The organism is Prevotella mikamonis (assembly GCF_055381405.1).
Map to the genome: position 1 here is coordinate 1,172,035 of NZ_AP035785.1, position 17,343 is coordinate 1,189,377.

The following is a 17,343-nucleotide window of genomic DNA, read 5'->3' on the forward strand; positions in this document are numbered from 1 at the left end:
TAGCAATCACTTATATGAAACAACAAAAAGTATTAACCCTAAAGACGCTCAGCAAAAGCAATGTTTGGGATATTCAGGAGAATGATATATTCCGTATGTGGGAGGCTGCCGAGAAAGATGCAGACCTAAAGGATAACATGAGACATTATTTAGATGTCATCAAAAGCGCATTCGATGCAGAAGAGATTAAGGTTGACAAACCGGAAGTAATCAGGAAATACGAAGACCGTGGCTTTAAGATAGGACGCCTCAGAATGGGCGAAAACAACAAGGCTAAGTGGGCTTTGAAGAAGCGTGCCATCATGCGTGTGTCCGACCTTACCTATGAGAATATACACCATATCTCTGCTGCCAAGCTGCTGGAATGTATCGACCGCAATTTCGGCGGCGGTTGGGAGTCACTCTCACAGAGCATCAGAGACATCATCGAACATGGGTTCGACATCAGCACCACCACCCTGCCTAAAGACAGACTGCACAAGAAAGGCGGTATGTACGAGAAGAAGGTGGCCGACGGATTCGACGTGCTTGAAATTCCAAAGGGACTATGGATTGAAGCCATCTTTGCCAAAGAGAAGCCAGAACTGGAGCGTCCGAGAATCAAATTTGACAGCGAGGACGATTTGGACAAGTTGGATTTTGAAGACAACAGCATCGAAAACGACGACGAGGATTTACCGGAAATCGAAGACAACTACAACGAGCCAGATGACGACGAAGATGTTTTCGACGAGGACAAGCTGACCGAAGAGAGCTATCGCACTACTTTCGAGGAGAATCCCGACGACCTCAATATGGAGGCAGAAGACATGTCGGACGACGACAGCTATTAAGTAGAGATACTATATAAACATCTAAAAGGGGAATCGGGCCAAGCCTGATTCCCCTTTTTCGTATCTGAATAATACCCAGCTCCACACCATTTTCCATGTCGCAGACATCGTCAACAAATCCTTATCACCTACCCACTATCGCCTATTTATAGCCAACCAGTCTACTCTCCAACCCATCAAATGAAAACTGCAAAGGGTCGGCAGCATTACTGACTAGGCTCTGTAACATCACTGTCTGGGCTTTGCAGCAATGCTGCGGAGACCTTGCAGTAAAACACGCATGGCTATCGAAAATTCTAATAGCAGCACTCTCTGAATGTAATTGCCACGATAGTATTATCTCTCCGACATGCGGTAACTTTGCAGCCATAAAACCAATTACGACCAATCATGGAAATTTTAGAGCATTTGTTTCAGGGAATGCCCGGCCTATGGGGAGGCGGTGTTGCCCACTCAGTATTAATTCTATCCCTTGTCATTGCGATGGGACTGTCGTTAGGGAAAATAAAAATAGGTAATGTTTCACTTGGACTCATGTGGATACTCTTCTTCGGTATTCTGTTCGGCCAGCTAAATCTGAATCTCGATGAGCATTTGTTACACTTCATGAAAGAGTTCGGCCTCATCCTCTTTGTCTACTCCATCGGTATGCAAGTAGGTCCGAGCTTCTTCTCTTCGTTCCGTAAAGGCGGCCAGACACTCACCATGCTAGCCATCATCACGATATTTCTGAGTGTAGTCATCACCATCATACTGCACTTCACCACCCAGACTCCCATCACCACACTGGCCGGCATCCTCTCCGGAGCAGTGACCAACACTCCCGGACTGGGTGCAGCCCAACAGGCCAACAGCGACCTCAACGGCATCGACGCACCAGAAATAGCATTGGGCTATACCGTCACCTACCCACTTGGTATATTCGGTGTCATCCTGGCTTTCGTACTACTGAGATACATTCTCAGAATCAACAAGGAGGAAGAGGATGCAAATGCGAAGACCGGACTGGGACATCTGGAAGAGCTAAGCGTGAGAACATTCACCGTAGAGGTGACCAATGAGATGATCAACGGCATGAGCATCAAGCATATCCGACCTATGGTGAAACGCCAGTTCGTGATTTCGCGCATCATACATGCCGCCAATCAGGCTCACAACGCCCTCGTTACGGGGCAGACAACCATCCAACAGGGCGACAAACTGCTCATTATTGCCAATCCGAAAGACATTGAGCCTATCATAGCACTGATGGGAAAATCTATCGAAATGGACTGGACTCCATACGAGAAGGAACTCATATCGAGACGCATCCTGATTACTAAACCCGAACTCAATGGTAAGAGTCTGGCGCAACTGAGAATCAGAAGCAACTTCAACGCCAATATTACAAGGGTAAACCGTTCGGGTGTCGACCTCGTCGCCACACCACAGCTACAACTGCAAATGGGCGACCGCGTGACGGTGGTAGGTACAGAGTTGGCCATAGGCCATACCGAGAAGATACTCGGAAACTCCATGCGCCGTCTCAATACTCCTAACATCATATCCATATTCTGGGGCATTGCGCTCGGATGTATATTGGCAAACATACCTTTCGTAATACCGGGTATTCCCGCACCTCTGAAACTCGGACTGACCGGCGGACCGCTTGTCGTGGCCATATTGATGGGATGCTTCGGACCGAAATACCGTATCGTAACCTACAATACCATCAGTGCCAATCTGATGATACGCGAGATTGGTATCTGTATCTTCCTGGCATGCGTGGGCCTCGGCGCAGGAAACTCGTTCTTCGATACCGTCATCAGCCGGCAAGGAGCTACATGGGTGGCCTTCGGATTCATCATTACGCTGCTTCCTATCTTAATAGGAGGACTCATCGGTCGATATGTGTATCATCTCAACTACTTCACGATGCTGGGTGTACTTTCGGGTGCTAACACCAATCCGGCAGCACTGGCATACAGCAACGAACTTACTTCGACCGACTCGGCTGCCATCGCTTACGCTACGGTATATCCGTTCTCAATGTTCCTGCGCATCGTGACAGTACAGATTATGATATTTGCAATGGGGTGAAAAGATTAGTATTCTAGATTTAGACAAAACCTGACTAATTTCCCAGGTCTGCTATCGCTTCGTTCGATAGCAGACTTTTTATATCTCTCAAAAAACACATTCAAACTGCAATACTTTTGCGTAATTTTGCACAAGAAATTCAGATAACATTATTTCAAAGAACACAAAGGAATCATGGATAATCATTGTAACTCGGAAGCCATCGTACTCAAAAAACTGGAACTGTTACTGGACACAGGGTGTCTCCTCATGTCGAGCAATGCCGACACTGCCCGCATTGCAAGAAACATGAAACGTGTAGCCGCATTTCTCGGTATCATCGAGGAAGATATGCACATCTATTTCAACTTCAACATTCTCATGGTCAATGTCTGTATCGACGGCCGTCTGTACAGCAAATACCAACGATGCGACAAACATGGCATCAATATGGCCACCATCACAGCCATCAGCAAACTGTCGTGGCTGGCTATCAAGGAAGACTATTCGCTCGAACAATACGAACAGGCACTGAATGCCATCAAAGAGAGAAAGAACAGCTACACCGACTGGCAAGTTGCTGCCTGTAGCGGATTTGCCTGTGGTGGATTCTGCATTCAGTTCGGATGCGACTGGACAGCCTTCTTCTATGCCTCGATAGCAGCGATGCTCGGTATGCGCCTGAAGACTTATCTGAACAAGAAAGGGTCGAACACCTATATCAATATCACGCTTTCGGCTTTCGTAGCCACACTCATCGCATGGCTGTTTGCAAAATTCTCGCTCTCTACAGAACTGATGACTGCAATGCCCGATATGCTGGCTTCGATACTCCATACGGATACGCCGTGGCATCCATTGATGGCATGTACGCTGTTCATAGTGCCGGGTGTGCCGATTATCAACGTTGTCAGCGACATGCTGACAAACTATGTTCAGATAGGCATCACGCGTGCCGTCATTACCTTGATGTTCGTACTTGCCATGGCGTTTGGTATCGCAATGGCTATAGAGATATGCGGCATCGACAACTTTGTCAAGAATCTGAGTATGATACCTCATCACACTTACTTGGAATTCTCGATTGCAGCGGCCATCTCGGCTGTGGGATTCGCTACCATCTATAACTTCCCCAAACGGCTGTTGCCGGTATTGGCTATAGGTGGAATCATTGCCGTTTGCACACGCAACTTCGTGAATCTGGGTCCCAGTACCGATAATATAGGTCTGGACATGGGACTGATTACAGGCTCGTTCGTTGGCTCAGCGCTCATCAGTATCATCTGTACACAGGCCATGCACTGGTTTCACATGCCCCACCACTGCCTGTCTATCCCCTGCGTTATTCCGATGATTCCGGGCGTACTGATGTATCGTTCATTGTTTGCATTCATTGATATGCACGGTGTTGTAGGCGAAGTTACGGTGGCCATGCACAATGGTATCAGGGCCACATTGATTATCTTGTTCATCGCCATAGGCCTGGCCATTCCCAATATATTCGTTCGGCGCATGGTAACTCCCAAACGCAATAAGAAGCTACTCGACATGGTGATAGAGCGACAGCGTAAACACGATGCTGCCACGGAATTGAAAGAAGCGTAATACAGACATTTAATAAAAACAATAAGCCAAAGATTCCATCTTGATTAGGGTATGGAATCTTTGGCTTATTCTATGAAAGCTGGAAAACTATTCCTCTCTACAGGGAATGTTATTCGGCATGAGCCTTCAACCATTCTATACGGCGTTGGTCGGGAAGATGCTTCACTTGAAAGTTCTCAAACCTTGCCGTAAATCCTTCACCATCTGGACATGCAGCCGCTAAGCCCACCTGCACAGGAGTGTTATCTGCCATCCAGCAGTTACGCATCAACGTATAAACCTTGTCGTCGAAGGAATAAAACACCTCTATCGCATCCAGACGGCGCACAGCCTTAATCCAGATATGATCTACAGGCTTGTCCAAAGCGATGACACTCCAATCGCTCGTATGATGAGTTACCACACAGCTGATATTGTATTTTCCATCCACATATTCGATACCGGCCTTCAGATAATTCTCCTTATCTATACGAATCATCAGACAAGCTTGGTCGAAACGCACTTTGTAATCGCCGGAAATCTTTACCTTGGTTTCAAATTCACCGCCCCAAACTCCATAATAGAAAGGTGCATCGTCGACAGTAAAACCATAATGGGAAATTCTCCAGTAGTCGCAATGTGCCGGAACATCCATCATCACTTGACGATCAGTGATTTTGTATGAACCAGGTTCGTTAAACCACTGCATCTTGTCAAGGCGCTGAGCATAAGACTGTAACAGCATGACAGACATCAGCGCAAGTAAGAATAATCTTTTCATTTTCTCTGTTCTTTTGTTATATTGAATATTATTACATACAAAAGTAACCAGTTTTTCTGGACTGAACAATTATTCTATTGAGCTATTTCATACCTACGATGCAAACTTTTGCATATCAACAAAAAGGAGCAGACATCCCAGCGGATATCTGCTCTTCTTGTTATATTGCAAATCTGATTAATATTCAGACCAACTCTTAATCTCTATTTCATCCAACGGAATCGTACAGAATGCGTGGATAAATGCACTTGCCAAACGACTGTTTGTAATCAAAGGTACATTCAGGTCGATGGCTGCACGGCGTATCTTATAACCGTTGGTAAGTTCATGGGCCGTCAGATTCTTGGGGATATTGACCACCATATCAATCTTATGCTCATGCAACATGGTCAATGCCTGCGGCTCTTGCCCGCCTTCCGACGGCCAGAACACGCGCTCGTTCTCTACGCCGTTCTCGGTAAGATACTTGCTAGTACCACCTGTAGCATAGAGCTTATAACCATTGTCTACAAGCTCTTTAGCCGCATCGAGCATATCAGCTTTCTGCTTTGCACCACCGGTAGAGAGCAAAACGGTCTTTTCCGGGATACGCTGTCCGACGCTAAGCATACTCTTCAGCAACGCATCGTTGGTATCAATACCCAGACAACCGACCTCGCCGGTAGAGCTCATGTCTACTCCTAAGACCGGATCAGCCTTCTGCAGACGGCTGAAGGAGAACTGGCTAGCCTTGATGCCAACATATTCGAGGTCGAAAAGATTCTTGTTCGGCTTCTCTACAGGGAGTCCCAGCATCACCTTGGTGGCCAATTCGATAAGGTTGATTTTCAACACTTTGCTGACAAACGGGAATGAACGAGAAGCACGAAGATTACATTCAATAACTAGAATATCGTTATCGCGAGCCATAAACTGGATATTGAAAGGACCGCTGATGTGCAGTTCCTTAGCTATCTGACGGCTCACATGCTTAATACGGCGAACTGTTTCGACATACAGTTTCTGCGGTGGGAAGGCGATAGTAGCATCTCCTGAGTGCACACCGGCAAACTCTACGTGTTCGCTGATGGCATATGCCAGAATCTCACCATTACGCGCTACGGCGTCCATCTCGATTTCCTTGGCATGCTCAATGAACTTTGATACGACTACAGGATGGTCTTCGCTCACATTGGCAGCAAGCTGTAAGAACTTCACGAGTTCCTCTTCGTTGGAACAGATATTCATAGCTGCACCTGAAAGGACATACGACGGGCGAACCAATACAGGGAATCCGACACGCTCAACAAATTTTCCGATGTCGTCCATACTCGTCAATGCACTCCACTCCGGCTGATTGATTCCATTGCGGGTAAGCATGGCCGAGAACTTGGCACGGTCTTCAGCACCATCAATATCTTGCGCAGCTGTACCCAGAATCGGTACATTCTGCTCATCCAGCTTCATTGCTAAGTTGTTTGGAATCTGGCCTCCTGTGCTGACAATGACACCATGCGGACTCTCCAAATCTACAATATCCATGACGCGTTCAAACGTCAACTCGTCGAAATAGAGACGGTCGCACATATCATAATCTGTAGAAACGGTCTCTGGGTTGTAGTTAATCATCACCGAGCGATACCCTTCTTTGCGGATTGTATTCAAAGCCTGCACACCACACCAGTCGAATTCCACAGAGCTACCAATACGATATGCACCCGAACCAAGAACAATAATAGAACGCTTGTCTTTCTCAAAATCGATGTCACTCTTCACACCTGCATAGGTCAAATAGAGATAATTGGTCTGCGCCGGATACTCTGCCGCCAAGGTATCTATCTGCTTGACAACTGGCAAAATGCCATAGTTCTTACGCAGATTACGTACCAACAGCTGTGCTTTGAACATGTTATGAAGTTCTCCTTCGAGTCCTACAGCACGTGCAATCTGGAAGTCTGTAAATCCATAGACCTTGGCTTTCTGTAGCAACTCCTTATCAAGCGTATTGATATTGCAAGTCTTCAGTTGCTCATCAATATCTATAATATTCTTCAATTTCTGCAAGAACCACCTGTCTATCTTCGTCAATTCATGAATCTGCTCAACAGTATAGGCCTTGTGCATAGCCTTTGAAATCACAAAGATACGCTTATCGGTAGGTTCTCTCAAAGCCGCATCAATATCATCTATCTCCAATTCCTTGTTCTCTACAAAGCCGTGCATGCCCTGCCCTATCATGCGCAAGCCCTTCTGGATAGCTTCTTCGAAATTACGACCGATAGCCATCACCTCGCCAACAGACTTCATGGAAGAGCCTAGCTCCTTATCTACCCCACGGAATTTAGACAAGTCCCAACGTGGAATCTTGCACACAACATAGTCCAATGCAGGCTCAAAGAACGCGCTGGTAGTCTTGGTTACAGAGTTCTTCAAGTCGAACAGCCCATAGCCCAAACCTAATTTCGCCGCGACAAAAGCCAGGGGATAACCTGTAGCTTTAGACGCTAAAGCAGACGAACGACTCAATCGGGCATTCACTTCTATGACTCTATAGTCTTCGCTTTGGGGGTCGAAAGCATACTGAACATTACACTCTCCGACGATTCCTATATGCCGAATGATTCGTATAGCCAATGCACGCAGCTTGTGGTATTCGCTGTTTGTCAACGTCTGGGAGGGCGCAATAACGATACTTTCACCCGTATGAATACCCAGAGGGTCGAAGTTTTCCATATTACATACGGTAATACAGTTGTCAAAGCGGTCGCGTACTACCTCGTATTCGATTTCCTTCCATCCCCTCAGACTCTTCTCAACGAGTACCTGCGGAGAGAAAGAGAAGGCTTTCTCTGCTAACTTATTCAGTTCCTCTTCGTTGTCTGCAAAACCGCTACCGAGTCCTCCAAGGGCGTAGGCAGCACGTATAATCACCGGATAACCCAACGAACGGGCTGCATTACGAGCCTTCTCTATCGTGTCGCAAGCCTCGCTCTTGATGGTCTTAACGTCGATTTCATCTAGCTTTTCAACAAAGAGTTCACGGTCTTCCGTATCTATAATAGCCTGAACGGGAGTACCTAAAACCTCCACATTGTACTTCTCCAGAATACCACTCTTATAGAGTTCCACGCCACAATTAAGCGCTGTCTGACCTCCAAACGACAACAAAATACCATCGGGACGTTCCTTTTCAATGACCCGCTCAACGAAATAAGGCTGCACAGGGAGGAAATATATCTGGTCGGCAACACCTTCGGATGTCTGAACTGTTGCGATATTAGGATTAATCAATACGGTGTAAATACCCTCTTCACGCATGGCTTTGAGCGCTTGTGAACCCGAATAATCGAACTCACCGGCCTCGCCAATCTTCAAAGCACCTGAACCTAAAAGGAGTACCTTCTTTATCTTCTCATCTTTCATCTTCTCTATTACTTTAAGGTTGCAACAAAATCATCAAATACAAACTCCGTATCGACAGGGCCGGAACATGCTTCCGGATGGAACTGACTGGTGAACCAAGGATTTGTCTTGTGCTTGATTCCCTCATTACTTCCATCATTCATATTTACAAAGAGTTCTTCCCAATCCTTGCCAATGGTCTTGATATCGACAGCATAACCGTGATTTTGGCTTGTCACGAAGCACTTATTCGTACCCACCATACGCACCGGCTGATTATGAGAACGGTGTCCATACTTCAATTTATAGATAGATGCACCACCAGCTTTAGCCAAAAGCTGATTGCCCATACAGATTCCACATATAGGCTTACGGCTCATACTGATTTGCTTACGAATCACATCCACAGCTTCGGAGCACATATCAGGGTCGCCAGGACCATTACCCAAAAAGAGTCCATCGAACTCCATTCCGGTATAATCATAGTTCCAGGGCACTCGAATCACCTCCACGCCACGATTAATCAAGCATCGGATGATATTGGCCTTCACGCCGCAATCCACGAGAATGACTTTCTTTCCGCCACCCTCATTATAACGGATAATCTCTTTACATGATACCTTATCGACGAAGTTTACACCCTCATAATCAGCTTGAGGAATATTATCAGGGTCGTCGTCAAAAATAATCTTACCCATCATCACACCATGAGAACGAAGCACCTTGGTCAACTCGCGCGTATCAATGCCCGTGATTCCCGGTACATGTTCGCGCTTCAACCAGTCTGACAAGCTCTCTACAGCATTCCAATGAGAATACTCTTCACTATAATCAGCAACAATAATGGCAGACGCATATATCTTATCACTCTCCATAAAAGTGGGCAAGCCCGATGGCTCAATCGTAAATGCAGGTACACCGTAGTTACCTACAAGCGGATAAGTCAATACCATCAACTGCCCGGCATAGGAAGGGTCTGTAAGACTCTCCGGGTATCCCATCATGGCAGTATTGAATACAACTTCACCCGCTACAGGTGCATCGTAGCCAAAAGACTTACCATGAAACCTTGTTCCGTCTTCCAATATTAATGTTACTTTCTTCATTCTATTCTCTTTATTGAATATTATTCACTCTTATATACATTCTCAAAGTAATCTACAAAGGCCTCATTACAGAGCTTCGTACCACCGGGAGTAGGATATTTACCGGTGAAATACCAGTTGCCTCTATGATTAGGTATGGCCATCTGCAATCCCTCGATAGACTGATAAACCAATTCTACAGGAGTCTTCATACCTTCCGGACGCAGCATTTCAACAATCTTCTGATTGATTTCCTCCGTCGTGAAGGGGCTGTAAATATCCCTCACACCATTCTTCATCTCGTCTTTAGGTTTCTCCAACTCGGCCTGGCAAGTATGATATACCTCTTCTACCACATGCTGCAATCCACGTTCCTTCAACAATTCGATGGTTGCCCGGAATACGCAGAACTCTTCCAGTCGGGGCATATCTATACCATAGTAATCGGGATATCTGATTTGCGGAGCACTGCTGACAATCACTATCTTATGAGGATGCAATCTGTCCAAGATACGCAAGATACTCTCCTTCAACGTTGTTCCACGCACAATACTGTCGTCGATAACCACCAGATTGTCCACATGGGGTTCGATACTCTCGTACGTAACATCATAGACATGCGATGCCAAATCATTGCGCGAATTGCCCTCGGTGATAAATGTACGGAGTTTAATATCCTTCCATGCCACTTTCTCACTACGCACGTCTTCCTGCAAGATACTCATCAATTCTTCATGGCTAGGCGTATGTCCCAAAGCAGACAAGCGTGCAATCTTCTGCTCATTGACGTAGTTCTTGAAACCATCCAGCATTCCATAGAATGCAACCTCGGCCGTATTCGGTATGAAAGAGAACACCGTATGCTTCGTATCGTTCTCTATAGCTTTCAGAATAGGCTCAGTAAGCTGCTCACCAAGTTTCTTACGCTCCTTATAGATGTCGCGGTCAGAACCTCGACTGAAATAAATCCGCTCGAACGAACATGCCTGCTTTTCTTGCGGCTCCAGCACCTGTTCGATGGAGCACTCGCCATTCCGCTTTACCAATAAGGCTGCACCGGCAGGCAACTCTTTTACATCGTCGCATTCCAAGTCAAACGTTGTCTGCAAAACCGGGCGCTCACTAGCCAGCACGGCAATCTCGTCATTGATATAATAGAATGCCGGACGAATGCCCCAAGGGTCGCGCATGGAGAACATCTCGCCCGAACCGGTAAGTCCACAAACCACATATCCGCCATCGAAGCCTGTCATAGAAGTCTTCAGCACGTTCGACATCAACACATTGTCTTCTATGTACTCAGTTATGCCAACGCCTTCCAAGCCATTCTTCTGGGCCTGTACAAAGTTACGTTCCACCTCACGGTCCAGTCTATGCCCCAGCAATTCCAGCATGATATAGCTGTCGCTATAGATACGTGGCCACTGCCCCTGTGCCCTCAATCGGTCGAAAATCTCGTCAATATTAGTCATATTGAAATTTCCACACAAGCACAGGTTCTTTGCCCTCCAGTTGTTTCTCCTCAAGAAAGGATGCACATAGGATAGTCCGCTCTTGCCTGTCGTAGAATACCGAAGATGCCCCATATACATTTCTCCGGCAAAGGGAATATGGCGTTTTGCATACTCCACGTCATTCAGTTGCTCTGCCGAAAAGTGCTTAAACGAGCGATGCACCTCTCCGAATATCTCTGTTATGGCCTTAGTGCCTTCTGCTCTCTGACGGAACATATATTCCTGTCCGGCTTCAGCTTCCAGACTTACACATGCCATACCGGCACCTTCCTGCCCTCTGTTGTGCTGTTTTTCCATCATCAGATACAGCTTGTTCAAGCCATACATCCACGTACCATACTTCTGTTGGTAATATTCCAGAGGTTTCAGCAGCCTCACCAAGGCCACACCACATTCATGCTTTAGAGTTTCCACAATTCTATATTCTTTTTATCTACAGTTTCCCTATTTTACAAATGGTGCGACAACACTGTCACACCAACGCCTACAAGAGGCATAAATCAAAAAAGTGAAAGACTGAACTAAAACCTTATCAATCTTTCACTTCTTCATTTTTCTTATTTTACTACATTTATTATCAATGATGCTAAACTGGTCAGAATACCGACAACCGAGAACCAAATGGTTGTCGAAGAGCCGATTGCCGCATTCTGTGCCTTCACCTTATTGGGTTCAACATACAGAATATCGTTTTGTTGCAGATAATAATATGGAGAATTTATCAAGTTGGCATCATTCAGATTGAGTCGATGACTTTCCTTTCTACCAGTTGCATCCTCGCGGATAAGCATCACATTGTCGCGCTTACCATAGATTGTCAAATCGCCAGCCTGCGCCAAAGCCTCAACCACACTCATCTTCTCTGTAGATACAGGGACAACTCCCGGACGGCCCACTTCGCCGATAACCGTCACTCGATAGCTGGCCATCGAAACCGTCACGATAGGATTCTGCGATGCAGCCAAGTATGGAGCTATCTTCTCTTTAATCAAGTTCTGACACTGATATTTCGTCAATCCTACCACATGCAATTTACCAATAACCGGGAAATCGATAGTTCCGTCATTATCAACCAAGTATCCTTGAAGCGTACCATAGCCACCGCTAATCTGGCCTCCCGAACCGATAGTATTCTGAACAGCCAAGTTGAAAGGAGCTGCAACTGCCGGGTCGGTCGTAATAACCGTAATGGTAAGCATGTCTTTCGGCATGATTTTCGCATCGTAAAGACCTTTGGATACCTGCAAGCTTATCGAGTCGATGTTTTGGAAATAAGCTACATTTTTCGCACCAGAGCAACTACCTAATACCAAGACAGTTACTATGAAAAGTAGAATTGTTAGAGTTTTTTTCATAACTATAATAATAGTATAATTATCGTTTAATGATTGTGCAAATATACTTGTATTTTTTTAATTTGCCAAGTTTTTGTCCTAATAAAATGCGAGTAGGTTTTAACTTTCGTCAACAGAACTCCGCGAACCATCCAAAAGCCCAACGGCAAGATAGGAGACAATCCGTATTGCCCCACCATAGCTACCAGCTTACCCACCAATTATCATTTATCAATGATGTTTTAAAATTCATTCATTTTACTGCAAGGCCTTAGCAGTATTGCTGCCTAGGCTTTGCAGCAGTGCTGTTTGGACTTTGCAGCAACACTGCCAAGCCCCTGCACTAATACAACTTAAAATAGTGACGCGCGTTATTGTAACTGATGTCTTCTATCATACGGGACAATTCTACCGGATTGTTTGGTATCAATCCATGCTCCACATCGTTGCCGATGATGTTACACAACAGCCTTCTGAAATACTCATGTCGGGGATAACTCAGGAAAGAACGGGAGTCGGTGAGCATCCCGACAAACCTGCTCAGTAGTCCCAGATTAGACAACGCATTGATTTGTCGGGTCATTCCATCCAACTGGTCGTTGAACCACCAGCCTGCACCAAACTGCATCTTGCCCGGCACACTACCGTCTTGGAAGTTCCCCATCATCGTTGCCACCATCTCGTTATCGCAAGGATTCAGACAGTAAACTATCGTACGCGTAAGCATACCTTTCTTATTCAATTCATCAAAAAAATGGCTCATGGCTCTTGCCGTACTGAATGTACCGATAGAATCAAAACCCGTATCTACGCCAATCCTGTCGAGCATCAGCCCATTATTATCGCGGATAGCACCGTAATGATACTGCTGCGCCCAGTCGGATGCAGCATCCATCTCGGCACACATGGTCAGGAAAGCGTGCTTATATTGCCGTATCTCCAACTTAGAGAGCAACTGTCCACGCATAGCTTTCTCAAAAATGGTCTCTATCTGGCTATCCGTATAAGGCTCATCATAAAACTCCTCAATACCATGATCAGAGAGTTTACAGCCATTTGCTGCAAAAAAGTCGTGCCGTTTTTGCAACGCATCCACCAAATCGGCAAACTTCCTGATGTCTGCTCCTGCCACCTCTGCCAACTGATGAATATAGTTCGAATAGCCAGACTTCTCTATATTCATAGCTCTGTCTGGCCGCCATGTCGGTAACATTCTCACCTCAAAGCCACTCTCCCTGGTCGCCCGATGATGGCACAAGTCATCTATCGGGTCATCGGTAGTGCACACACACTCCACATGGTAATGCCGCATCAATCCTCTGGCACTATATTCCGGCATGGCAAGTTTCTCATTACACTCATCGTATATCTCGCGGGCTGTATGCGGAGAGAGCTGCTTCGTGATACCGAAGGCAGTCTTCAACTCCAATTGACTCCAGTGGTACAAAGGGTTACGATAGGTATAAGGCATGGTCTCCGCCCACTTCTCAAACTTCTCCCAATCCGATGTTTCCTCACCGGTACAATACTTTTCGGGCACACCATTGGTACGCATTGCTCTCCACTTGTAATGGTCTCCACCTAGCCACAGTTCGGTGATGCTCCCAAAACGATGATCTTCAGCCACCATCTTGGGACTCAAGTGGCAGTGATAGTCTATAATTGGCTTCTGAGCAGCATGATTATGATATAGTTCTTGTGCGACGCTCGTCTCCAGCAAGAAGTTCTCATCCATAAATTCTTTCATTGGTAATCGGATATTCTTTATATATTATGACAACAAGTTCGTCTGTTCTAGATTATCATGCAAATATAATTCATTTTTTTGTGCGACTAAGTAATTTAAGCTATATTTGCATTTCAAACCAAGGAAATAACGACACATGAAAGATTCGAAGGTGCTGTTGATATATACAGGTGGAACTATTGGCATGGGACAAAACCCGAAAACGGGTTCGTTGGAACCACTCGATTTCAGTCATTTCATCAGTAAGATTCCCGATTTTGCCCTGCTATCGGTCGGCGTAGACGTGTACCAGTTTAAAGACCCGATTGATTCAAGCGACATGTCTCCAAGACTTTGGAGTACACTGGTACGGATTATCAGCAGAAAGTACGACGAATACGACGGTTTCGTCATACTTCATGGCACAGATACTATGGCTTATACAGCTTCCGCCCTCTCCTTCATGCTAGGCAATCTCACCAAGCCCGTGATACTCACCGGAAGCCAACTGCCCATCGGACTGCTGCGCACCGACGGTAAAGAAAATCTGGTGACAAGCATCGAGTTGGCATCCATGAAGAATATAGATGGCCGACCGGCTGTTCCAGAGGTATCAATCTATTTCGGTGGAAAACTGATTCGAGGCAACAGAGCGACCAAGCAGAATGCCGACGGATTCAATGCTTTCGACTCGTTCAACTATCCTCATCTGTGCGAAGCAGGTGTCAACTTCACTTTCCACGACCATCATATTCTCACACCCGACTACACCAAGGATATGATTCCGCACGCATCAATGAATCCAAATGTGATTGTTTTCTCGCTTTTCCCAGGTATCCAAGACAACATCGTGGGACATGTCATCGACGCACCTGAGCTAAAAGGCATCATCATGAGAAGTTATGGAAGTGGGAATGCGCCACAGAGTCCGTGGCTGGTAGAATTGTTAACCGAGGCTTGCAGAAGAGGCATTACCGTCGTGAACATCAGTCAATGTATTTCCGGAACGGTAGAAATGGCCCGATACGACACTGGATACCAGCTCAAGGAAGCTGGTGTCATCAGCGGATATGACAGTACGGTGGAGGCAGCAGTTACCAAATTGATGTATCTGCTGGACTGCTACGACGACCCAAAAATAATAAGAGAAAAGATGAATACCTGCATAGCAGGCGAAATAACGGTCAGATAAACCGAATGACTAGACAATAACGCGAGTCTTATGATAGTTCTCCCGAAACTCGGAGGGAGAACAGTCTTTGCGCTTCTTGAATATTCTGTTAAAGTTGCTAAGATTGTTGAATCCACATTCATAGCTGATTTCAGAGATGCTTTTCGCCGTATCTACCAACATACGCGAAGCATATCCCAACCGGATATCAATAATATAATCTGATAAACTGCGCCCTGTATGCAACTTGAAGAAACGACTGAATGCACTCGGACTCATACCGACCATCTCCGACAATACGGTGAGTCGAATCTCATCCATGTAATTCCTGCTGATGAAATTCTTCACCTTCAGGATGCGACGGCTGTCGTCTTCTACCGAAATCTTGGCAAAACTAGTCGATGAAAGTGTACGGGCATCGGGACATTTAGACAGTTCATACAAGATAGAAAGAAACTGAGTAACGGCATAAAAACCATCTTGTATGCCACTTAAACTATCCAACATCTTGTACACACGTACGATGGCACTCATCGGAAAACACAGACCTTTTCGGGCCTCTATCATCATTTTGCGCATGCTCACGAACGGATTTCGACCGAACAGATTGTCTTCCGTCATATTAAAATCGAACTGAACGGTAATCTCCCGAATATCCTCACTGTGGCATTCGTGCTGCTCCCATACGTGTTCCAAGTCGGAACTGGTAATCAAGACCAGGTCGTAGTCACCTATTACTTCGCTGGAATCACCCACTATCCTCTTGACTCCGGCAGCATGTTCCACGAAGTTCAACTCATACACCTCATGATTATGGATAGGATACGTAAACTCTTTCTTATGGCGATCGGCAATGTATAACACATCTTTCCCCATAAGTGGAGTTATCTCATGAATCACTCTCCTATCCTCACTCATCCGTTACAGTGTTAAATTCTTAAATCTTTCAAGATGGCAGACATCTTTTGGCGAGTCTTAATCGTCGTCGGAACCAACGGAAGACGCAGCTCATTCTCTATCATTCCCATATCGCTTAGCAAGGCTTTTACACCGGCAGGGTTTCCTTCTACGAACAGAAGACTATACAACTCGGTAAACATGTGATGGATTTTGCGTGCCGGCTCGAACTCACCCTTGAACTCCAGACGAATCATTCGTGAAAACTCTTTGGGCAAAGCGTTACCAATCACGGAGATGACACCGGCTGCGCCACTGGCTATCATGGAGAATGTCAGGGCATCGTCACCACTGATGACATCAAAATTATCGGGCTTACCTTTAATGATTTCATCCACTTGTTCGAGACTGCCACTTGCTTCTTTCACACCAACGATATTGGGAAAATCTTTCGCCAGGCGTATGGTTGTTTCAGCTTTCATGTTGATTCCCGTTCTTCCTGGAACATTATAAAGCACTATGGGCAACGGGCATACCTCGGCAATAGCCTTGAAATGCTGATACAGACCTTCTTGCGACGGCTTATTATAATAAGGACAAATACTCAAAATACCATCAATTCCACTCCAATCGGTAGTCTGAATTTCCTTCACCACGGCTGCGGTATTGTTGCCACCGCAATATTTCAGAATCTTCACACGCCCTTGATTGACTGTCTTTACCAGTTCGGTAATCTTGTTTTTCTCCTCATCCGACAGACAAGGAGCTTCACCGGTAGTGGCCAAAATACACAGGAAATCAGCACCGTTGCTAATCTGATATTCAACCAAACGCTTCAATGAGAGGTAATCAACCTCTCCTGTTAAAGTAAAAGGAGTTATCAATGCAACGCCTAAACCCCTGAAAATATTCTGTGCCATAGCTTCTTTGTATTCCTTAGATTTTCCATCAAGTTCTATTTGCAAAGTTACATGATTTA

12 protein-coding genes are annotated in these 17,343 nt (G+C 45.7%); 4 read left to right on the forward strand and 8 right to left on the reverse strand.

Annotated elements, in window-relative coordinates; all coding sequences use genetic code 11:
- Positions 1-14 precede the first annotated feature (14 nt).
- The 3 genes from ACZ42L_RS05085 to ACZ42L_RS05095 all read left to right on the forward strand — a co-directional run bounded on the left by ACZ42L_RS05085 (position 15) and on the right by ACZ42L_RS05095 (position 4,496).
- Positions 15-833, forward strand: coding sequence for a hypothetical protein (locus tag ACZ42L_RS05085; protein ID WP_464701197.1), 819 nt, complete (start codon positions 15-17; stop codon positions 831-833).
- Positions 834-1,223: 390 nt separating this feature from the next.
- Positions 1,224-2,912, forward strand: coding sequence for a putative transporter (locus ACZ42L_RS05090; RefSeq protein WP_464716813.1), 1,689 nt, complete (start codon positions 1,224-1,226; stop codon positions 2,910-2,912).
- 174 nt (positions 2,913-3,086) lie between these two features.
- On the forward strand, positions 3,087-4,496 hold the full coding sequence (locus tag ACZ42L_RS05095) for a threonine/serine exporter family protein (protein WP_464716814.1): 1,410 nt from the start codon (positions 3,087-3,089) through the stop codon (positions 4,494-4,496).
- 109 nt (positions 4,497-4,605) lie between these two features.
- On the opposite strand, the gene ACZ42L_RS05100 is transcribed toward ACZ42L_RS05095, so the two are convergent.
- From ACZ42L_RS05100 to uxaC, 6 genes are all read right to left on the reverse strand, one after another.
- A complete protein-coding gene (locus tag ACZ42L_RS05100; RefSeq protein WP_464716815.1) occupies positions 4,606-5,256 on the reverse strand; it encodes a DUF1349 domain-containing protein in 651 nt (216 codons plus the stop codon).
- Between the two features lie 177 nt (positions 5,257-5,433).
- Positions 5,434-8,658, reverse strand: a complete 3,225-nt coding sequence (gene carB / locus ACZ42L_RS05105) for a carbamoyl-phosphate synthase (glutamine-hydrolyzing) large subunit (RefSeq protein ID WP_464716816.1) — start codon at positions 8,656-8,658, stop codon at positions 5,434-5,436.
- Between the two features lie 8 nt (positions 8,659-8,666).
- Complete coding sequence (gene carA / locus ACZ42L_RS05110) at positions 8,667-9,743, reverse strand: glutamine-hydrolyzing carbamoyl-phosphate synthase small subunit (RefSeq protein WP_464716817.1); 1,077 nt, start codon at positions 9,741-9,743, stop codon at positions 8,667-8,669.
- A 20-nt stretch (positions 9,744-9,763) separates the two neighbouring features.
- A complete protein-coding gene (locus tag ACZ42L_RS05115) occupies positions 9,764-11,650 on the reverse strand; it encodes an amidophosphoribosyltransferase (protein ID WP_464701208.1) in 1,887 nt (628 codons plus the stop codon).
- 143 nt (positions 11,651-11,793) lie between these two features.
- Positions 11,794-12,591 (reverse strand): polysaccharide biosynthesis/export family protein, encoded by a 798-nt coding sequence (locus ACZ42L_RS05120; RefSeq protein ID WP_464716818.1) that lies wholly within the window; start codon positions 12,589-12,591, stop codon positions 11,794-11,796.
- Positions 12,592-12,913: 322 nt separating this feature from the next.
- Positions 12,914-14,317 (reverse strand): glucuronate isomerase, encoded by a 1,404-nt coding sequence (uxaC, locus tag ACZ42L_RS05125; protein WP_464701211.1) that lies wholly within the window; start codon positions 14,315-14,317, stop codon positions 12,914-12,916.
- Between the two features lie 136 nt (positions 14,318-14,453).
- On the opposite strand from uxaC, the gene ACZ42L_RS05130 reads away from it, so the two are divergent.
- Entirely contained in the window at positions 14,454-15,488 is a 1,035-nt protein-coding gene (locus tag ACZ42L_RS05130) for an asparaginase (protein ID WP_464706926.1), read from the forward strand.
- A gap of 9 nt (positions 15,489-15,497) precedes the next feature.
- Here ACZ42L_RS05130 and ACZ42L_RS05135 read toward each other — a convergent pair whose 3' ends face one another.
- On the reverse strand, positions 15,498-16,385 hold the full coding sequence (locus tag ACZ42L_RS05135; RefSeq protein WP_464701215.1) for an AraC family transcriptional regulator: 888 nt from the start codon (positions 16,383-16,385) through the stop codon (positions 15,498-15,500).
- A gap of 11 nt (positions 16,386-16,396) precedes the next feature.
- Complete coding sequence (dapA, locus tag ACZ42L_RS05140; RefSeq protein ID WP_464701814.1) at positions 16,397-17,284, reverse strand: 4-hydroxy-tetrahydrodipicolinate synthase; 888 nt, start codon at positions 17,282-17,284, stop codon at positions 16,397-16,399.
- Positions 17,285-17,343: the final 59 nt, after the last annotated feature.